Source organism: Stenotrophomonas sp. SRS1 (assembly GCF_026130205.1).
Classification (GTDB): Bacteria; Pseudomonadota; Gammaproteobacteria; order Xanthomonadales; family Xanthomonadaceae; genus Stenotrophomonas; species Stenotrophomonas rhizophila_B.
In genome coordinates, this window is the sequence record NZ_JAINFD010000004.1 from 227,886 (window position 1) to 247,455 (window position 19,570).

General features: G+C 64.3%; 21 protein-coding genes. 15 read left to right on the forward strand and 6 right to left on the reverse strand.

Translation table 11 applies throughout. From position 1 onward, the window contains the following. The first annotated feature begins 397 nt into the window (after positions 1-397). From K4043_RS16040 to K4043_RS16065, 6 genes are all read left to right on the forward strand, one after another. Positions 398-1,012, forward strand: a complete 615-nt coding sequence (locus K4043_RS16040; RefSeq protein WP_265309915.1) for a hypothetical protein — start codon at positions 398-400, stop codon at positions 1,010-1,012. Between the two features lie 84 nt (positions 1,013-1,096). Then, positions 1,097-2,488 carry a VENN motif pre-toxin domain-containing protein gene (locus K4043_RS16045; RefSeq protein ID WP_265309916.1) on the forward strand — a complete coding sequence of 464 codons (1,392 nt, stop codon included), beginning with the start codon at positions 1,097-1,099 and terminating at the stop codon, positions 2,486-2,488. Further along, positions 2,485-3,024, forward strand: coding sequence for an immunity 42 family protein (locus K4043_RS16050; protein ID WP_265309917.1), 540 nt, complete (start codon positions 2,485-2,487; stop codon positions 3,022-3,024). The genes K4043_RS16045 and K4043_RS16050 overlap by 4 nt, the downstream gene beginning before the upstream one ends. Positions 3,025-3,222: 198 nt before the next feature. Further along, entirely contained in the window at positions 3,223-3,735 is a 513-nt protein-coding gene (locus tag K4043_RS16055) for a hypothetical protein (protein WP_265309918.1), read from the forward strand. Between the two features lie 425 nt (positions 3,736-4,160). Next, entirely contained in the window at positions 4,161-4,724 is a 564-nt protein-coding gene (locus tag K4043_RS16060) for a hypothetical protein (RefSeq protein ID WP_265309919.1), read from the forward strand. A gap of 381 nt (positions 4,725-5,105) precedes the next feature. After that, a complete protein-coding gene (locus K4043_RS16065; RefSeq protein WP_179460560.1) occupies positions 5,106-5,312 on the forward strand; it encodes a hypothetical protein in 207 nt (68 codons plus the stop codon). 76 nt (positions 5,313-5,388) lie between these two features. Here K4043_RS16065 and K4043_RS16070 read toward each other — a convergent pair whose 3' ends face one another. Beyond that, complete coding sequence (locus K4043_RS16070) at positions 5,389-5,658, reverse strand: hypothetical protein (protein ID WP_265309920.1); 270 nt, start codon at positions 5,656-5,658, stop codon at positions 5,389-5,391. A gap of 225 nt (positions 5,659-5,883) precedes the next feature. Here K4043_RS16070 and K4043_RS16075 point away from each other — a divergent pair, with 225 nt between their 5' ends. The 7 genes from K4043_RS16075 (at position 5,884) to K4043_RS16105 (ending at position 12,761) form a co-directional block, all read left to right on the forward strand. Beyond that, on the forward strand, positions 5,884-6,609 hold the full coding sequence (locus K4043_RS16075) for a hypothetical protein (RefSeq protein ID WP_265309921.1): 726 nt from the start codon (positions 5,884-5,886) through the stop codon (positions 6,607-6,609). A 209-nt stretch (positions 6,610-6,818) separates the two neighbouring features. Further along, positions 6,819-7,556 (forward strand): N-acetylmuramoyl-L-alanine amidase, encoded by a 738-nt coding sequence (locus tag K4043_RS16080; protein ID WP_265309922.1) that lies wholly within the window; start codon positions 6,819-6,821, stop codon positions 7,554-7,556. 86 nt (positions 7,557-7,642) lie between these two features. Continuing rightward, positions 7,643-8,818 (forward strand): MltA domain-containing protein, encoded by a 1,176-nt coding sequence (locus K4043_RS16085; protein WP_265309923.1) that lies wholly within the window; start codon positions 7,643-7,645, stop codon positions 8,816-8,818. A gap of 91 nt (positions 8,819-8,909) precedes the next feature. After that, positions 8,910-9,968, forward strand: a complete 1,059-nt coding sequence (locus tag K4043_RS16090) for an ATP-binding protein (protein WP_265309924.1) — start codon at positions 8,910-8,912, stop codon at positions 9,966-9,968. Further along, positions 9,961-11,412, forward strand: coding sequence for a nitrogen regulation protein NR(I) (gene ntrC, locus K4043_RS16095; RefSeq protein WP_123731049.1), 1,452 nt, complete (start codon positions 9,961-9,963; stop codon positions 11,410-11,412). Before K4043_RS16090 ends, ntrC begins: the two co-directional genes overlap by 8 nt. Positions 11,413-11,505: 93 nt before the next feature. Further along, the gene (locus K4043_RS16100) at positions 11,506-12,072 is read left to right on the forward strand and encodes a superoxide dismutase family protein (RefSeq protein ID WP_265309925.1); all 567 of its coding nucleotides are present in this window, start codon (positions 11,506-11,508) and stop codon (positions 12,070-12,072) included. A 53-nt stretch (positions 12,073-12,125) separates the two neighbouring features. Next, on the forward strand, positions 12,126-12,761 hold the full coding sequence (locus tag K4043_RS16105) for a superoxide dismutase family protein (protein WP_123731051.1): 636 nt from the start codon (positions 12,126-12,128) through the stop codon (positions 12,759-12,761). Between the two features lie 47 nt (positions 12,762-12,808). Here the strand turns inward: K4043_RS16105 and K4043_RS16110 are convergent, their stop codons facing one another. Further along, complete coding sequence (locus K4043_RS16110) at positions 12,809-13,282, reverse strand: hypothetical protein (protein ID WP_123731052.1); 474 nt, start codon at positions 13,280-13,282, stop codon at positions 12,809-12,811. A gap of 79 nt (positions 13,283-13,361) precedes the next feature. Further along, positions 13,362-14,249, reverse strand: coding sequence for a hypothetical protein (locus K4043_RS16115; protein WP_123731053.1), 888 nt, complete (start codon positions 14,247-14,249; stop codon positions 13,362-13,364). Between the two features lie 92 nt (positions 14,250-14,341). On the opposite strand from K4043_RS16115, the gene K4043_RS16120 reads away from it, so the two are divergent. After that, on the forward strand, positions 14,342-15,637 hold the full coding sequence (locus K4043_RS16120; protein WP_123731054.1) for an acetyl-CoA C-acetyltransferase: 1,296 nt from the start codon (positions 14,342-14,344) through the stop codon (positions 15,635-15,637). Positions 15,638-15,813: 176 nt separating this feature from the next. Here the strand turns inward: K4043_RS16120 and K4043_RS16125 are convergent, their stop codons facing one another. From K4043_RS16125 to K4043_RS16135, 3 genes are all read right to left on the reverse strand, one after another. Beyond that, on the reverse strand, positions 15,814-17,178 hold the full coding sequence (locus K4043_RS16125; protein WP_123731055.1) for a heme biosynthesis HemY N-terminal domain-containing protein: 1,365 nt from the start codon (positions 17,176-17,178) through the stop codon (positions 15,814-15,816). A gap of 3 nt (positions 17,179-17,181) precedes the next feature. Further along, entirely contained in the window at positions 17,182-18,159 is a 978-nt protein-coding gene (locus K4043_RS16130; protein WP_265309926.1) for a uroporphyrinogen-III C-methyltransferase, read from the reverse strand. A 109-nt stretch (positions 18,160-18,268) separates the two neighbouring features. Next, complete coding sequence (locus K4043_RS16135) at positions 18,269-19,045, reverse strand: uroporphyrinogen-III synthase (RefSeq protein WP_265309927.1); 777 nt, start codon at positions 19,043-19,045, stop codon at positions 18,269-18,271. Positions 19,046-19,088: 43 nt separating this feature from the next. On the opposite strand from K4043_RS16135, the gene K4043_RS16140 reads away from it, so the two are divergent. Next, positions 19,089-19,559: a YiiD C-terminal domain-containing protein gene (locus tag K4043_RS16140; protein ID WP_123731206.1), complete on the forward strand. Its 471-nt coding sequence runs from the start codon at positions 19,089-19,091 to the stop codon at positions 19,557-19,559. Positions 19,560-19,570: the final 11 nt, after the last annotated feature.

Genomic DNA, 19,570 nt, shown 5'->3' on the forward strand with positions numbered 1-19,570 from the left:
CTATGTCATTTTCTGCGCCCTTGCATGGATGCTTTTCTAGTCATCGCTTTTGTATCGCTCCCTGTACTGACTCTCGCCCTAATTGTGCGTGTCGCTATGTCCGGTCGGTTCCTTCGGTGGGAGACGCTTCTTGCCGTGGGATCGCTGCTCCTGTTCGCAGCGAGTGCAACATTCTTTCCATCTTCATAGATGCGCAGCCACTTAACGGTGAGGAGCTGCACTGGCAGCCGGAATCGCGAAAAATGTGGTGGAGAGCATTTACCTTAGTGCCCCGCAGCGGAAGGCGAAGGATCCTGATTGTGCAGCATGCGGAAAGGACTCAGTTTGCCTGCACGCCACTGGCGCACGCTGGGCTGGGGTCAGCCAGGCGGGCAAATCCGATGGCAGCTATCAGGGCGTGGGCCAGCAGTCGGGCCTGTTCGCCGGTGACGGCGGGTGCTACGTCGATGCCGGCTACGTAAACCTGGTCGGCGGTGCGATTGCCAGCACCAACGCCACCAACAGCGAACTAACCGCGCAGACGCTGACCTTCAGCGACCTGCAGAACCAGATGCAGCACAGCACCAGCTCGGGCGGCATCAGTGGTGGCTACGGCGGCGCGATGGAAGGCAACACGCCGGTGTTTACCGGTGCCACGCCGAACTTCGGTGGCGGCGTGCCGATGAACGAGAAGGGCGGCGACAGCAGCACCACTTACGCCACGATGACCGAAGGCAACATCGTTATCGGCGGCAAGAAGGTGACTGCCGCCGAGCTGGGCGTGAACACCGATGCCGCCACGGCGCACCGTGCGATTGAGGCGATGCCCAATGCCGAGCTGCAGCTGGCCAATCAGCAGGCGATGGCGAATGCGATGGGCACGGTGGTGGCCACCAGCAAGCAGATTGCCAATGATGTGCAGGGCTATAAGGCCAACAAGGCAGTTGAAGCCTACTTTGCCGACCTGACGCCACAGGAAAAGGCGAATTTCAATGCCATGGATGCAGCGGCGCGTGATGCGTTGCTCACCTAAGACAGCCAGGCCTACCGGGACTCCAAGCAGTGGGGCATCGGTGGCGACAACAGCCGCGCGCTCGAGGCTGTTACCACGCTGCTGGTGGGTGCTGCCTCCGGGCAGGGCGGCGGTCAAGTGGTGGCCAACGCTCTGGCGCCGTATGCGGCGAACCTGATCGGTGACAAGTTCGATACGAACCATGGCAGTGATCCGAACGCTGCACTGCAGCTGCTCTCTCATTCACTGTTGGGTGCGCTGCTGGCTGAGGCCAATGGTGGCAACGCTGCCGGCGGTGCGGGCGCAGCGGCAGGCGGTGAGCTGGCGGCAAAGTTCCTCACCGATCACCTGTACGGCGGCGAGATCTCCAAACTGAATGATGAGGAGAGGCAGAACATCGTGGCGTTGTCGCAGGCGGTGGGGGCGTTAGCCGGAGGATTGGCTGGCGACGGCATCAGCAGCGCTGCATTGGGTGCCACCCTTGCTAAAAATTCGGTGGAAAACAACTGGTTGAGTAAGCCGGAGATAGCTCTGATGGAACACGAGCGAGCCGCATGCGATGCCGCCGGAGGAAATGTACAGGCGTGCAAGGACGGCGTGACGAGTGCATATGACGAGTTGAACGCGGAACGAGATCGTGAACTGCTCGCCTATGGGAAAGAAGTAAAGCTGAGCATGCAACAGTATCCCTCAATGTCTGAGCAGGATTACAAGGACGAGTGGTCAGCTCGCATGGATATCTACTGGCAGCAGCACCCAGGGATCCCAGTAGACGACCGGGTGCGGAGCAGGACTCCTGGCGCAGACTTCGCTTACGGATGGAGACAGCTCACGAACGACATGCTGGTTTCGGGTGCGTTGAATCTGTCAGGAATCGTAAGTAAGGGTTTCGATGGCTGGCTCATGGATAAGACCGTGCGCGATGCAGAGGCCATGCGGTCCGGCATCATTGCGCAGTGGAACCTCCTGACTGGGATCGTTACCTCCCCCTATCCAGGGATTGAGATCCAAGGTGCGTTTGACCAAGCATCCGTCATGACCGCCAAGGAGGAATCGGCGGCGTATCTTGCGCTGCTGAAGCGCGCCGCGGATAAGGGTGTTGGTGCAGTCGGCACTGGTTGGGGAATTAAGGGTGGCAATGCCAAGGCTCCCACGCCAGGAAGGGGCACTTCTATGCCTGTTCCTGAGCCGACAACTGCATCCAATGGCCTCATTTATCAATCAAATGGCAAGCATAGCCCTGGCGAGCGTGGCTACAACTACAATGCAGGGACGGAACCCGGAAACTCCATGGATTTGTTCGGCTCCTCGGTGGAAAACGGACGAAAAAGATATGCACTTGATTCAAATGGTGAAGTACATCAGTTTACCAACGCAAATGACGGTACGTGGCATTGGGCGGGAAGCACGAGTGATAAATCAGCTCCTCTGAAGAAGAATGATATTCCGTCAGAAGTAAAGCGTGCATTTGGAATTAAAGGGAAAGGCTGGAAATGACAGTTTTTGGTGATCCGAATAGGTTTGCGATGATTATAGAGGCGCTCCCGCAGTGGACATCGGAAGGTGGATATTCGAACGGAATATTTCATTTTGTTGTTGATCAGAAGATATTCCCCCCGACCGTGCGGGTGGCTACTTTAAGTGCAGATATTTGTTGCTTGGGAGAGGGGAACGCTCTTCATGATCTGCCAGAGAATCAGTTGATATCAGGAATGCCAGCACCACAAGCATTTTATGAAATTTTGAGAACCATGCGCCCAGGGTATGTGATGGATGAAGACGACGTTCCTGACGATTTTATAAGTGACTACACTTATCAGGCGTCAACTTACAATCTAGAGGAAGGAGGATGCTATGCATTCGCCGTAGCCGACGGGCCGCGAGTCCGCATTCTCGCTGCTGACGTACACCGGTCAGAGGGTTCTATGCTTGAAAATTCCGGCTCCTGGCCAGACGTCTCCGAAGTGTGGATTGAGCGCTGGGAACTGGCTTCGATTATTGAGGCTGTCAGGCAAGAGTTCTGCAACGTATGAGTTTGAATATCCCTGTTATACCAAGGTGCTTGGGGCGATGGCAGGGCGTTATCATGAAGTGGCTGAGGGGGAAAGGAAAAGTAGCAGGTGACAATTCTTTTATAAAACTGGCGTACCTACTTTCGCGGTGATATCTTCCTCGATAAATCTCATTTTATGGGATTACTGAAAAGTCACAATAGCATCGAGGAGTTGTCGGTGATATTTAGCTATCTTCCGCATTCCGGCGCGCTCTTGGAGATCGCAAGAACGGTACTATCCAATGGGAATCTCCCCACTAACCTGCTTCCTAAAGTGGTGGAAGACAAGCAGTCTTTGCTAAAAATAGGGCGGCGCTGGTTGAGCGAAATAGAGCCTTCCTCAACTATATTTGGTGATGAGGAGATTGCAGAGGTTTGCCGTCATGCATCCGTTGAATTAGTTGGCGACGAAGTTCTGAAGGTTGCCCTGTGGAAAGAAAATCCGAATGTCTGGTCCTTCGATCTTATCTCTGATTCCGTATTGGAGAATCTAGTTTCAGATTCGGAAATTGTCTCTGCGTTGCTTGAGGCATTCTACGGTCTTTCGGCGGATTATTGCATTGCGTGGTATATGGCTAGTCCGCTAATTAACCTTGATATTGATCTATCCGGGTACTTTGAGCTTTGGAGTAATGGTGGGCGCTGCGTTCTGGTCGAAGGTGCCCTGTGTATTAATCAGCTTTCTCGTTGATGCCGAGATAGCTTTATAGTTGGCTAGGTTCCGCCGCCGTTGTCTATCGCCGTCTGGATATGAATGGTGACTCATTCTGACGACTCAATGTTCAATGCCGAAGCCGTATCGGCTTCAAGACCGCCAACAGCAGTGCGCCGACCGCAGCAGCGTGGTCTCACAGGACTTTACCCCTCAGGCAGGTGGGAACCTCAACCTGACCAGCACCAGCGGTGACATCCACGTGGTGCAGGGCATGGGTGTGGCGCCAGGCGCAAAGACCGGCGCATACGTGTACGCAGAAGCCAGCGTGGGCAGCAGCAAGTCCAACGCGAACAGCACCACCTGGCAGAAGCGCGGGCAAATCCAACGGCAGCTATCAGGGCGTGGGGCAGCAGTCGGGCCTGTTCGCCGGTGACGGTGGGTACCACGTCGATGCCGGTCACGTGAACCTGGTGGGCGGTGCGATTGCCAGCACCAACGCCACCAACAGCGAACTGACCGCGCAGACGCTGACCTTCAGCGACCTGCAGAACCAGATGCAGCACAGCAGCAGCTCGGGCAGCATCAGCGGTGGCTATGGCGGGCGGGCAGAGAATTGGAAGCCCACCACGGATGGTGCCACGCCGAACTTCGGTGGCGGCGTGCCGATGCACGAGTCGGGCGGCGACAGCAGTACCACCTGCGCCACGCTGACCGAGGGCAACATCGTGATCGGCGGCAAGAAGGTGACTGCCGCCGAGTTGGGCGTGAACACCGATGCCGCCACCGCGCACCGCGCGATTGAGGCGATGCCCAATGCCGAGCTGCAGCTGGCCAATCAGCAGGCGATGGCGAATGTGATGGGCACGGTGATGGCCACCAGCGACCAGGTTGCTGGGGATATCGCTGCGAATGCGCGGAAGAAGATCGGAATGGCTTATGACGAAGTCATGAGAGGCATGAGCCAGAGAAGGCTGCTGATGCGAGAGAATTCAAAGCTCTACATCTTCCAAAAACAGAGTAAGTGAGGTGAATTGTGATCACATACAGCCGGGCTTTATCGCAAGCCGTGGAGTACTTGAGGCAGTCTGACATTCTGGTCCAGATCTCGCTTGAGGGTGAGTTCCAGGAGGGTTGGTACTTTTTCTATCAGTCGAAGGAATTCTTGGACACCGGGGACTTCTCTGCACAGTTGGCCGGTAATGGCCCCTTCTTGATTGATAGGGATTCTGGAGAGCTTGTGGTTCTTGGCACAGATAGACCATTGGAGGAGTATCTAAAGGAGTACGCGGAACAGAAAAGAGCGAGAAATGCTTGACTCGCTCTCTTGTAGAACTGGCGTGGTCAGATGATGCGTTACGTAAAGATCGCTTTCCGCGCCACGCCGAGCGAGTATGAGGGGGTAAAGGATGGACCTGAAAAACCTTGGCGACGAAAGGATTGAACTGCATTTGACCAAGGATGAGCTGAACGTTCTTTTCTCCTGTCTGCGCGAGTCGTTCGCAACATTGGGTAGGAGTTCTTATCAAACGAGAATTGGCGTAACAATGGACGTTGGAAGCGCACTTGGTGATGAACTGATGCATCTCATGGAACGAGAGGGGATTGAACAGTAGCGTCGTTCCGCGTCTTCTCTGTCATGTAGCCAGCGGGAATTCCGGCACGTAATTAAACAGCATCTGTCTGCACCGTCTACGTGTCGACATCCACGTGGTCCAGGGCGCCCTGACGGCATCCACCACACTGGGCCTGGACTCCGGAAGCGACATCCTGCTGGAAGTCGGTCAGGCGCATCGGCAGGACAAGAGAAAGAGCAGCAATGCTTGCGCTGAGGTGGCGGGGCTTTCGCGAAGGGGGGATCTTCAGCGCCTTGCTGGGTGGGACGTTCGGTAGCGTCTGGACGATTGGGCGCCCAGACGGATAGCCGCGGCAATCCTGCTCGGTCTGGTCGCCGGTGCTCATGGTTCTTTCGTCTAAACTTCCGCGCTCGCAGGCCGCTCTCTGGTCAGTGGGTCCAGCTCCGCGAGCGCGTGCTGATTTTTCAACTTTGGAGCTGTCTGGTAATGAATGGAACGGTTCTTCCAGCGTGGTTGCATTCAATCGTATTTGTAGTGCTATCGATCTACATGTTCATGCTCTGGGCTGGCCTGAAGCGCGACGCGTTGAGCGAGGCACAGAAGCGCTTGATTGAACGTGTGGAATTTCTTCGGTCGCCAGGCGCCGCCCTATCAGGTGGTTGCCTATTCCTGGCTCTCGCCGTGGGTAATGCGGCTTGGGCTTACGGGTACCAATGGTGATCACTACCAAGGATGTTGCGTGAACGTCCGAAGCGTCGATTGTTCCAGAGCTTCGGCCCTGTTGTCTCCGATGAATGAAGGATTTTCTATGAAACAAGGCACCTACGCCTCAATCGCCATCGTGATCCTTTCGCTGTCTGGAGCTTCGGTGGCGTTTGCTGAATGCCAGTCGGAAACACCGGATATGGAGGGTACCCCCGCCAGGGCTGAGGTGTGCATCGTGTCGGCGGGGATGTTCAAACCCAATAGTGTGACTGCCAGCATCAATGGAAAGCCCGTGTTCAGTGGTACCGACTACGAGGATGTGGTGTTCGAGGGCCGGTACGAGGGGCAGGTCGTGGGTGGTGGTTGCAACGAAATGGTCACCGTGATGGACATGGCCACGATGAAGGGCGCGCCAATCGCAGTCCTGCCTGAGAGCTTGGTGTCTGAGTGCCGTATCACGTTTGACGCAGAGGGCCATTCCCTACCGTTTGAAAAGGACGCTGCCTGCAGCAAGACATTCTATGCCTCGCTCAATCCGTTGCTCGGCCAGCTCATGCCTGCCGCCGATGCCAAGCGCTGCACGGTGTTGCTCGACGGAGTTGAGGTTCTGAGCAAGGAGTTCAAGCTATAGGCAGAGCCTGTGATGGGGAGGTCGCACCCGTAGCGTCGAAGACACTGCATCGGGTCAGTGCGTTATAGGCTTTGTCAGCGGACTGCCCTCCCGCAACGTGCTCGCGGGCTGCAGTCGTGCGAGAGCTGGAACCATAACCCGGGAGCGCAGGTAGGCTTCGCCCTGCGTGGCTCTACGCAGGGCAAGGCCGAATGACGCACAATCAGGCCATGCCCAGATTCCGCCTCCCGTTCGTGCTGCTTGCCACCTTTCTGCTCGCCGCCTGCGCCAGCACCGATGTGCGCAGCCCGCTTGCAACCTGGGTGCCTTCGCCGAACTACAACAGTCGCAACCCGGTCATCATCGTGTTGCACCACACCGACCAGGACAACGTCCAGCAGAGCCTGCACACTCTGCGCACCGCCAACAGCGGTGGCAAAGTCAGCGCACATTATCTGGTGGGCGCGGATGGCCACATCTACCAACTGGTCGCCGATAGCCGCCGTGCCTGGCATGCCGGCGGTGGCCGCTGGGGCACCATCACTGACCTCAACTCTGCTTCGATCGGCATCGAGATCGACAACGACGGCGACAGTCCGTTTGCTGCTGACCAGATTGCCGCGTTGATCCGCCTGCTGGACGATCTGTGCACGCGCCTAAACATCCCGCGCACGCAGATCATCGCCCATGCGGACCTGGCACCGGTCCGCAAGCAGGACCCTAGCCGCTACTTCCCTTGGCAGCAGTTGGCCGAGGCGGGTTTCGGGGTATGGCCGCGCGCCAGCGATGGTGCTGCGCCGGAAGGCTTCGACCCGTGGTTGGCCCTGCAGGCCTTCGGCTACCCGCTGGACGACCGCGCCGCCGCAGCCGGCGCCTTCCATCGCCGCTTCCGTGGCCGTGACGACCTGCCGCCTGATCTCGACCTCGAAGACGCCCGCATCCTGCATTCGCTGCTCCTGCAGCGGTAGAGCGGACGGCCAGCGCGGACTGTTGATCCGCTGCGTGGGCAGCAGCCACTTACAATCAAACGCTTACACCGCACAAACGAGCACCCATGAAGGCCAAGCGCATCACCGCCGCATTCAAGCACCTCGCCTTGACCCTTCTGGGCCTGGCCCTGCTCGCCGCCTGCAGCGTCAGCACGCCCAAGCCCGATGCACCGCCGTCTACCACCCCCGGTACCTACGCCAAGGCTAATTGGAAAGCGCTCCCCGCCGTGAGCGACAGCGATCTGCAAGCCGGCTTCGCGGCTTGGCGCGGCGCCTGCCCGCGCCTGAAAAGCGACGCCACCTGGGCGCCCACCTGCGCAGCGGCGGCCAACATCGCCACTACGCCGTCCGCCGTCCGCCAGTTCCTGCAGGCGAATCTGGATGTCTACGCATTGCGCGCCGCCAACAACCGCGCCGACGGCCTGATCACCGGCTACTACGAGCCGATCTATGCCGGCAGCCTCACCCGCACCGCGAAGGCATCGGTACCGGTGTACGGCGTGCCCGACGACATGGTCAGCGTCCAGCTCGACAGCCTTTACCCCGAACTCAAGGGCAAGCGCCTGCGCGGCCGCGTGGAGGGGCGCGTGCTCAAGCCGTATGACGATGCCGCGCGGATCGCCGCGAACGGCGTCAAAGCCCCCGTATTGGCCTGGCTGACCAGCCCGATGGACCTGCAGTTCCTGCAGATCCAGGGATCCGGTCGCGTCCAGCTGGCCGATGGTCGTCAACTGCGGATCGCCTACGCCGACCAGAATGGCCATCCCTACCGCCCGATCGGCCGCTGGCTGGTGGAGCAGGGTGAGTTGAAGCAGGCCGACGTGAGCATGGCCGCCATCCGCGCCTGGGCCGATGCCCATCCCGCACGCGTGCCCGAGCTGCTGGCCAGCAACCCCAGCTATGTGTTCTTCACCCGTGGCCCGGACAGCGATGACGGCCCGCGCGGCTCATTGAACGTGCCGCTGACCGCCGGCTACAGCGTCGCGGTGGACCGCAACGTCGTGCCACTGGGCAGCCTGCTGTGGCTGTCCACCACGCGGCCGGACGGTACCGCGCTGGTGCGCCCGGTCGCCGCGCAGGACACCGGCGGTGCCATCACCGGCGAAGTGCGCGCGGACCTGTTCTGGGGCACTGGCGATGCCGCCGGTGAGCTGGCCGGGCACATGAAGCAGAAGGGCACGATCTGGATGCTGTGGCCGAAGGGTGTGGCGTTGCCGAAGGCGCCAGACCCCGCCAACTGACGGCGGGTGCACGCTGCCCGCGCGTTTGCCAGCTCTCGGCTGCGCGCAGCACAAGATCAACACGCCTGCCGTTTTGCACTACATTGGTGCAATGACCACCGTGCTCCTGCCCCCCGCCCTCGACGCCCTCGGCACTCCGGTCGCCTGGGCCGACGCCAGCGGCCGTGTGGTGGGCTGCAATCCTGCCTTCGCCCGCTGGCTGGGCGTGAGCGTACGCCGCCTGCTGGGCCAGCCGCTGGCCTCGCTGGAGGCCCAGGGCGACGCCTTGGCCCACTTCCTGGCCCGCGATGAGCGTGACACCCTGCGCCTGCACCGGCTGGCCTTGGCGCTGCCGGGCGATGCACCGCGCTTTGCCGAGGGGTGGCTGAGCCGCTGGGACGAGGGCGGCTGGCTGCTGGAGGCGCATCCGGTCGATGAATTCCCGGGGTTGGACCCCACCCAGGCGCTGCCCAGCGCGCTCAGTGCCGCGCTCAAGGGCCTGGCGCATGAGCTGCGCAACCCGCTGGCGGGATTGAAGGGCGCGGCCCAGCTGCTGGCACGCCGCAACGCACAGCGCGATCCGGACGAGCGTGAGCTGATCGAACTGATCGGCTCGGAAATCGAACGCCTGAACGGTCTGCTCGAGCAGCTGCTGTCGCCCGCACCGGCCGCGCCGCATGCGCCGCTCAACATCCACGCCTCGTTGGAGCGTGTCCTGCGCCTGGCGGAGAGCGAGGGCGGCTGGGCGGTCCGCATCCAGCGCGATTACGACCCCAGCATTCCCGAGTTCGATGGCGATGCCGACCGCCTCACCCAGGCGGTGTGGAACCTGGTCCGCAATGCGATCCAAGCCGGTGCGGGTACCGTTACCCTGCGCACGCGCGTGGAGCACGGCGTGCGCATCACCGATCAACTGCATCCGCTGGCGCTGCGGCTGGAAATCGCCGATGACGGCCGTGGCGTGCCCGAAGACCTGGCCGAGCATCTGTTCCTGCCGCTGGTCAGTGGGCGCGCCGAAGGCACCGGGCTGGGCCTGGCGCTGGCCCAGCAGGTCGCGCGCGAGCACCGCGGCACGCTGACCTACCGATCGCGCCCGGGCCATACCGTATTCACCGTGCTGCTGCCGATCGGGCAGGGCACCCCCGCCGAGGACACTGCCGCCCATGGCTGACCAGGTCGACACCACCGCCCAGCGCGTCTGGGTGGTCGACGATGACCGCGCGGTGCGCTTCGTGCTGTGCACCGCGCTGCGCGAGGCCGGCTACCGTGTCGAAGGCTTCGACGGTGCGGCGGCCGCGTTGGCGATGCTGGCCGAGCAGCCGCCGCCGGATCTGCTGTTCACCGATGTCCGCATGCCTGGTGATGATGGTCTGGTCCTGCTGGACAAGCTGAAGGCGGCGCATCCGCAGTTGCCGGTGATCGTGATGTCGGCCTATACCGATGTGGCGAGCACGGCCGGTGCCTTCCGCGGCGGTGCACAGGAGTTCCTGTCCAAGCCATTCGATCTGGACGATGCGGTCGCCTTGGCGCAGCGCGTCCTGCCGGCCCCGGATGTCACCTTGGCCGAGCCGAGCGAGACCGCCAGCACGACCCCGCCCGATCAGCGTCCGCAGCTGGTCGGCGATACCCCGGCGATGCGCGCGTTGTTCCGCGCGATCGGCCGCTTGGCGCAGGCGCCACTGTCGGTGCTGATCAATGGCGAGACCGGCACCGGCAAGGAGCTGGTCGCGCATGCGCTGCACCACGAGTCGCCGCGCGTGCAGGGGCCGTTCGTCGCGCTCAATACCGCGGCGATTCCGTCCGAACTGCTGGAGAGTGAGTTGTTCGGCCATGAGGCGGGTGCGTTCACCGGCGCGCAGCGTCGCCATATCGGCCGCTTCGAACAGGCCAACGGCGGCACGCTGTTCCTGGATGAAATCGGCGACATGCCATTGCCGCTGCAGACGCGTCTGCTGCGCGTGCTGGCCGAGGGCGAGTTCTTCCGCGTGGGCGGGCGTGAGCTGATCCGCGTGGATGTGCGCGTGATCGCTGCGACCCATCAGGATCTGGAAACGCTGGTCGCGCAGGGGCGTTTCCGCGCCGATCTGCTGCACCGGCTGGACGTGGTGCGACTGCGCCTGCCGCCGCTGCGTGAGCGTCGTGACGATGTCGCGCAGCTGGCCGAAACCTTCCTTGTTGCGGCCGCGCACAAACTCGATACACCGCCCAAGCGCCTGACCGCAGCAGCACTGCAGGCGCTGCGCGAACACGATTGGCCCGGCAACGTACGTGAGCTGGAGAACGTCTGCTGGCGAATGGCCGCGCTGGCGGCGGCCGACAGCATCGGCGTGGCCGATGTGGACAGCGCACTGCATCGCGGTGCCGGCGCACCGCGCTCGCGCAGTGCCGGTGATCCGGGGCAGTGGGAAACGCTGCTTTCGGCGTGGGCGCGCCAGCGTCTGGCCGAAGGGGCTGAAGGCCTGCACGCGCAGGTGCGCGACCGGGTCGACCAGGCGCTGCTCGAAGCGGCCCTGCAGATCACCCATGGCCGCCGTGCCGAGGCCGCCGCGCGGCTGGGCATGGGCCGCAACACCCTCACCCGCAAGCTCGGCGCCGGCCGCCGTCGCGGCGGATGAACCGCATGTCCACACCGCGTGTGCGCGATGTCCGGGCCGCTTTCATGGCCCGTGGACGAGCACACGGTTAGTTTGCAACCAAGGAGTCTTCCCATGCGCAGTTCCCAAGTCGTCCTCGCTGCGGTGATCGCGGTCGGTCTGGCCGCCTGCGGCACCACACCGCCGCCGCGCCCCGTCGCCCCCGTCGTACCGGTGGTCAGCACCGCGCAGATGGCCGAATCCAATCTGTCGCCGGCCTCGGCCAGTCTGGTCAGTGGACGCCTGGCGCTGGTGCCGGACGCCCGTGGCGTGCACATCACCGGTGTCATCGGTGGCCTGCAGCCGCTGCAGGTGGCCGGGTTCCATGTGCATGAGCGCGGCGACTGCAGTGCGGTCGATGCCAGCAGCGCCGGTGCGCATTTCAATCCTGCCGGCCAGCCGCATGGCCGCAACAGTGCCGGTACGCATCACGTCGGTGACATGGACAACCTGCGCGCCGATGCGCAGGGCCGCGTCAACGTCGACATCCGCCTGCCAGCGGTTACCCTTGGCGGCGGCGCAGCCACCGATATCGCCGGACGTGCCCTGATCGTGCACGCCAACGCCGACGATTACCGCAGCCAGCCGGCCGGCAACGCCGGCGCCCGAATTGCCTGCGGCGTCATCCGGGTCGTGCGCTGATCGCGCCCTCCTTCGACGTCGTTTCTTCCAACGCTACCCGCAAGGAGATCCACATGCGCCTGATCCACACCACCCTGTTCGCTGCCATCGCCGCGCTCGGCCTGACCGCCTGCAACAAGCCGGCCGACACCACCCCGGAAGCCACTCCGGCTGCCGAAGCCACGGCGTCCCAGCCGACGGCTGAAACGACCCCTGAGGCTCCGCCGGCAATGACCAGCGAAGCCCATGCCAACCACACTGCCATTGCCGATCTCGCTGCCACCCAGGGCAACGACGTCAAGGGCAACGTGACCTTCAGCGTCGTTGACGGCAAGGTCCACGTAAAAGGCCAGGTCAGCGGCCTCAAGCCGAACAGCGAGCACGGCTTCCACATTCATGAGAAGGGCGACTGCAGTGCGCCGGACGGCGCCAGCGCTGGCGGCCACTTCAATCCGGGCCAGCAGGACCACGGCAACGTGGCCAGCGAACCGCATCACGGCGGCGACATGCCCAACATCAAGGCTGATGCCCAGGGCAACGCCGTGGTCGACGCCCCGGTCTCGACCAACGTCAACATCGGCAAGGGCGATGGCTTCGACATCATCGGCCGCGGCCTGATCGTCCATGCCGACGCGGATGACTACAAGACCCAGCCGACCGGCAATGCCGGTGCACGCCTGGCGTGCGCGGTGATCAAAGCGGCCCCGTAATCCGGGCCGTGTTTGACGAAAAAACGCCGGCGAAAGCCGGCGTTTTTTTAACTACCTCCGTCCCTCTTGACGCCTCCCAGAACGCGTCTCAGATAGGCATTCATCCGGGCGCAGCCTTCGGTGGTGCTTTCGCACAAGGTGGCCCATGCCTGGCGGCGACGGTGGAGTTCATGCTCCGGCAGATACGTGCGCAACCGGGCAACGGACGGTGCCATCGGATGCGGTGGGGTGAAGATCAGCCAGGTTCTGGCGGAAAAGGCGGGATCTTCGATCACGGCCGCCGCGGTTGTCTGGTAGGCGAGCATGCCTGGCTCCAGTGGCAGCCCGCGCATGGCCTCCACGTCCTTGCGCATGGGCAGGCCTTCCACAAAGGCAGCGACCGTGGTGTATTCCATCGGCTCGCTGTCAGCTTCGTTGTGCTGTATCTCGCGGCTGCGGGCGGTCGCGGCGGCGAAGAGCAACAGGATGCACGCTAGAGCGATGCGGGATGCAGCGTTGAGTGTGTAAGCGTTCGTCTGCATGTGTCTTCCATGAAATATAGACAACGGGGACGGAGGTAGTTAAGCCGCAGACTTAACTACCTCCGTCCCCGTTAATGCCTTAGCGCGCCAGCAGCGCGCGCGCGTCCTGTCCGGCCTCGCAATGCACGAACAGCACCGGCAGGCCGTGCGCTTCCAGCACGGCGGCCATCTGCCGCTGGCGGATCAGGTACTGATCGTAGATGCCCTGCAGGCGATCGCAGTCGCCGGTGCCGTGGTTGTAGTACGCACACCAGCCGGCGGGGTCGAACAGCGCCATACGCACTTCGCCATCAGCGTATCGAAGCAGCGGCTCCGGCGCGGCATCCAGCCACTCTTCCACGTGCGGTGCCATCAGCGCGGTTTCGATCAGCGGCCAAAGAATCGCCAGGCCCTGGTTGTCGTACTGCATCGACATCATCGCGGCGAGATCATTCACCGTGAAATAGCGGGCGTGCTCGATCTGTGCGCCGAAGGCATTCTGCGCCTGCAGCGCAGTATCGGCCTGCGCCATGCCCTGGGCCAGCAGCACCTCTTCCAGCGCTTCGGCCACGGCCTGGGTCTGGACGACTTCGGTGCCGGTCAGCAGGAACGGGACGACCCGCAGGCCGCCGCCGGTCAGGCTGGCATCGGCCTGGAACGGCAGCGGGACATCGCCGTCGGCGCCGGCACCGAAGGCCAGCACGCGCGGGCCCTGGTTGCGGCCCGGGGCGCGCATCTGCAGTTCTTCCAGGCGCCGGTGCACCGGCCAGCCCGGGCGCAGGATTTCAGCCGGATCGAAATGGGCGCCGGCGAACACGAAGTCCAGCCCGCTGACGCCGGGCACCAGCTTGGCCAGATCGCGGCCGACGCGCTCGGCCAGTTCACCAGCCTGTTCGGAGGACAGCGCGGCATGGCGCGGGGCGTCGCCGCCGGCCAGTTCCAATGCCAGTACGCCAATGGCATTCATGCCGTGGTCGGGTTTGCTCATGGTTTCACGGTTGGCCCATCACAGGGCGGCAGCTACACTTGGGACCATTATGCCTGCTCCTTCGTGCAGGCCATGTTGCAGACACCCCTCCCATGCCAGGTATCTCCATGCCCAACGCCCGTCCCGTCGCCATCCTCGGCGGCGTCCGCATTCCGTTCTGTCGCCAGAACACGGCTTATTCGGACGTCGGCAACCTCGGTATGTCGGTGCGCACACTCGGTGCGCTGGTCGAACGCTTCGGCCTGCACGGCCAGCAGTTGGGCGAAGTGGCGATGGGCGCGGTGATCAAGCACTCCAGCGACTGGAACCTCGGCCGCGAAGCCACGCTGTCCTCGGGCCTTTCCCCGCTGACCCCGGGCATCACCATGCAGCGCGCCTGCGGCACCTCGCTGGACACGATCATCGCGGTGGCCAACAAGATCGCGCTGGGCCAGATCGACTCGGGCATCGGCGGCGGCTCGGATACCACCTCCGATGTGCCGATCGTGTACGGCAAGAAGCTGCGTGCACGCCTGCTCGCGGCCAACCGGGCCAAGAGCACCGGCGACAAGCTCAAGGCACTGACCCGCGGCTTCAAGCTGAGCGAACTCAAGCCGGAATTCCCGGGCGTGGCCGAGCCGCGTACCGGCAAGAGCATGGGCGACCACTGCGAAGACATGGCCAAGGAGTGGAACATCTCCCGCGACTCGCAGGACGAGTGGGCGGTGTCCTCGCACAAGAAGCTGGCCGCCGCCTATGAGCGCGGATTCTTCACCGATCTGATCGCGCCGTTCCGCGGCGTGGAGCGCGACAACATCCTGCGCGCCGATACCTCGCTGGAAAAGCTGGCCACGCTCAAGCCGGCCTTCGACAAGGTCTCCGGCCGCGGCACGCTGACCGCTGCCAACTCCACTCCGCTCACCGATGGCGCCTCGGCAGTGCTGCTGGCCAGCGAAGAATGGGCGCGTGCGCATGGCCACGAGCCGCTGGCGTACCTGCGTGATTCGCAGGTGGCGGCCGTTGATTTCGTGCACGGCGAAGGCCTGCTGATGGCACCGACCATCGCCGTGCCGGAGATGCTCAAGCGCAACGGCCTGACCCTGCAGGATTTCGACATCTACGAGATCCATGAAGCGTTCGCCGCCCAGGTGCTGTGCACGCTCCGCGCGTGGGAAAGTGAAGATTACTGCCGCAATCGCCTCGGCCTGGATGCGCCGCTGGGCAGGATCGACCCGGCCAAGATCAATCCGCTGGGGTCCTCGCTGGCCACTGGCCATCCGTTCGCCGCCACCGGCGCCCGCGTGATCGCCACGGCGGCCAAGCAGCTGGCCGAACGCGGCGGTGGCCGCGCGCTGGTCTCGATCTGCACCGCCGGCGGCATGGGCGTGGTGGCGATCGTCGAGCGCTGATCGCCTGCGCTGCATTGAACGAAGAAGGCCGCCCAAGGGCGGCCTTCTTTTTTGTATCTGGCGGAGGTGTACACCATCCCGCTCTGGTAGTGCCGGCCGCTGGCCGGCTCCTCAAACCCTCTCCGGGACCCCGCATTGCCGGCCAGCGGCCGGCACTACCTGGTACCTGCTGCCCTTTACGGCAGACGCGGATTGCCGAACTCGTCGCGCTCCACGTGCAGGCGATCTTCCTCGGCGAGCACGCGTCCTTGCTCCACATGCAGGCGATCCTGCACCGGGGCCGGTTCGCCCATCAGCGATTGCTCCTCGACGGTGGCGCGTTCGGGCACGATCGGGTCCAGTGGCGTCGTGGTAGAGGCCCGGGCCAGCGCCACGCTGTCATCACCACGCTGCTGGCGCAGGGCATTGGCGAAGCACTGCGAGGCCAGCGCGGTCTCGCCGCGATCCAGGAACACCTCGCCCAACGCTTCCCATGCGGCCGGGCCGGCACCGGCGGCGATCGCGCGGTGCAGGTAATCCTCGGCCAGAGTGTGCTGACGCTGACGCGCGGCAATGCGGCCCAACGCCAGCAGCAATGCGGGGCTGGAAGGCTGCGTGGTCAACCAGCGCTGCAGGTTGGCCTGGCGCGTGGCCAGCTTTTCGACCGGCATCTGGCCGTAAAGCGTCACCACCGATTCGTCCCAGCGCGTGTCCAGCGCCTGTTCGAGGTTGAGCAGGGCCGGTTCGTCCCAGTCCAGTGCAACCGCACGCAGTGCATAGGCGGAGACGACATCCGGATCGCTGCGCAGGGCTTTCGGGGTGGCTTCCCACTGGGCGGCCAGCGCGTTGACGTCACCGGCTTCCAGCAGCGACTGCGCGGCCAGGCGGATTTCCAGCTCGGCCACGGCGGCATCGGGCAGCACTTTCTGCTTACGCAGCGCGCCCAGCTGGCCATAGGCCTCATGCGCGCGATCGGCACGCGCCAGCGCTTCGGTACGCAGCCAGAGGCCGCGCGGCGGCAGCGGCTGGATCGCGGCAACGTCCAGCACGTTGATCGCATCGACCGGGCGTTCCTGGGCCAGCAGGCGTTCGGCCAGCAGCAGGGCATGGCTGGTGGCATCTTCGGTGGCCAGGCGCTGCAAATACTGATTGACCGCCGCATCGTCATCGCGCGCCTGCGCACTGCGGACCGCAGTCACCATGGCAACCGCGCTCACTTCCTTGTCTTCAGCAGCGCTGGTCAGCAGCTTTTCCGCACGCTGCCAGTGGCCGTGTTCGTGTGCCTGCAGGCCTTCGGTGAGGCGGGCGCGGCCCTGCTTGCGGCGGTAGCGGCCCCAGGCGCGGAACGGCGAGGCCAGCAGGCTCCACAGCAACCACAGCACCAGCAGGCCGACCAGCACCATCAGCGCGACCTGGGGCACGGTGGAGCGGTAGTCGGTGCCGCCATAGCGGTAGATCACTTCACCAAACTGGCGCAGCTGCTCGGTACCGAGCCATTGCGAGGCGATCACGCCCAGGGCGACGGCCAGCAGCAGGACCACTAGAGATTGAAACGGCTTCATCGATTAACTCCCAGTACGCATCGTGCGCAGTTGCTGCAGGGTGCTGCCCAGTTCGGGCAACGATGGACGCAGCTCACGGGCGCGTAGTTGATGCAGTTCAGCACGACGCTCGCGCAGAGCAGGTGAATCCGGCCACAGCCGCGGCAGCCACAGCGCCACACGGTCCAGCGCCTGGGCGTAACCGGCCTGGTCGCCGCGCTCCACGGCGGCGCGCGCCAGGGTCAGCTCCAGCTGCAGCGAATCCCAGGCGGCCACACGCTCGGCCTCGGTCAAGGGGCCCTGCAGGCGGGTGGGAGTGATGGTCACGAACGGGGCCAGCACCTGGTGCCACCACGGCGTCACGGCCGTGGCGTCGACCGGTGCGTCAATCTGCTCTGGCAGGCCGGTCAGGGCCGCGGCGAACTGCGCCAGCGCGGCCTGTGCCTGGGCGCGTGCGCCCGGGCCGAGTGCATCCACGGCGTTGCGCTCCTGCATCAGCGCCTGCCGCAGGTTCAGATACTCACTGCCCTGCACGTCGTCCAGCGAGGTCGCCGCCAACGCGTACAGGCGCTTGGCCCCCTCGACGTCATCGGCATACGCCAGGCGCTGCCCGGCCTGGCTCAGCAGCAGCTCGGCCTCTTCCAGCTGCAGCGCCTGGGCGCCGTGGCGGGTGCTGTCGGCGAGCTTGGCCAGATTCTCTTCCAGCAGCGCATTGCGTTGACTCAGGCCCAGCATTTCATCGCGCAGCACGCGGTTGGTCGCGGCCGCATCCTGCACGCGCTGGGAGGTCGAACGCTGGTCGCGGCGCAGTGCCTCGACGCTGTCCAGCAGGCCCTGCATCTGCAGTTGACTGTTCTCGGCGCGAAGGCGCTCCTGCGTCTGTCGCGATTGCCATTGCATCCAGCCCCAGGCACCGGCCCCGACCAATACGGCCAGCGCCGCGATCAGCACGATCCAGCGCAGGGGGCGGCTCGAAGAGGGGGGCGAAACAGGGTCGTTCATACAGGCATCCTTGTCGCGCGCGCCGGGCAGTCCGCTTGGCTGGCGAGCGACGTGGCGCACAGCATCGCCTGACGCCCGAGCCCCCTGCAAGGCCGCAGCCCTTCCCTGTTCAGGAAGATGCGGGGTGCATGAGCGCGGCGTGTGCAGCGCCAACCAGCTGCGCCGGCAGCGGGCCGGCGGCCAGGAACACGTTGAGGAAGCCGGCCGCCTGTGCCTGCGCTACCAACCGGTCGCTGGCGGCCGCCACGGCTGCCGTGCGCAGGCGGGCCTGCAGGTCCGGGGGGAGCTGCTCCAGCACCAGTGACAAGGCCTCGCCACTGCTCACTGCCAGTGCCCAGGGGGCAGATGCCTGCCGCAGCCGTTGCAGCGTGCGCGGTGCCAACGGCAGGGGCTGGCGCACATACACGTTGGCCCGCAGCAGCTGGGCGCCGCGCTGCTGGAGGGTGGTGGCGATCACCCCACGCCCGCCTGGGGCCGTCACCAGCCCGGCTCGCAGGCCGCGCAGGTCCGCCAGCGCAGGCAGCGCCAGCAACCCTTCGCTGTCCATCCGCCCCGGGGCGAGCACATCACGGGCGCCCTGCCGCGCCAGGGCGGCGGCCGTCCCTGCGCCGACCGCCAGCCACTGGCCGCCGTGCGGGCCATCCAGGGGGGCAAGCCGCGCTGCGGCATGGACGGCGGCCGGGCTGCTGAAGACGACCCGCTCGGCCGCCAGCGCAGCGGCGAGGTCGGCGCAGGTGGCCGCATCCCTGCGCGCCTGCAGCGCCCACGGTGACAGCGCGATGACGCTGGCGCCGGTGCCCTTGGCCGCACGTCGCACAGGCGCATGCTGGCCACGCGGGCGCAGCGAGATCAGGGTCCAGGGCGCGACTTTCGTTTCGGTGTTCATTGCGGGCATTATGCGAGCCCTTCGATGTGACGTGATCAGCCAGATGTCCGCAACCGATTCCCTGCCGGCGCAGTTGTCCGCGCTGCAGCATGTCCTGGATACCATGCCGCCGGTGGCGGCCATGCAGATCCGGGTCCACGACTATCGCGACGGCGTCCTGCATATTCGCGCCCCGCTGGCGGCCAACGTCAACGACAAGGGCAATGCGTTCGGCGGCAGCCTCGCCTCGGCGCTGACCCTGTCCGGTTGGGCGCTGGTGACCCTGCGCCTGCGTCTGGCCGGGTTCGATGCGGATGTCTACGTGGCCGACAGCCACATCCGCTACCTGGCCCCGGTCTATGGCGACCTGGATGCGCAGGCCCAGGCCGACGCGGAGGTCGATTGGGACAGCTTCCTGGCCACCTTCGCCCAGCGCGGCAAGGCCCGCATCAGCCTCACCGCCCGCCAGCCTGGCGAAGGCGACAAGGCCGCCGCAGAGCTGAGCGGGCGCTTCGTGGCCTTCGCCAGGCGGTAGGATGGGCGCCT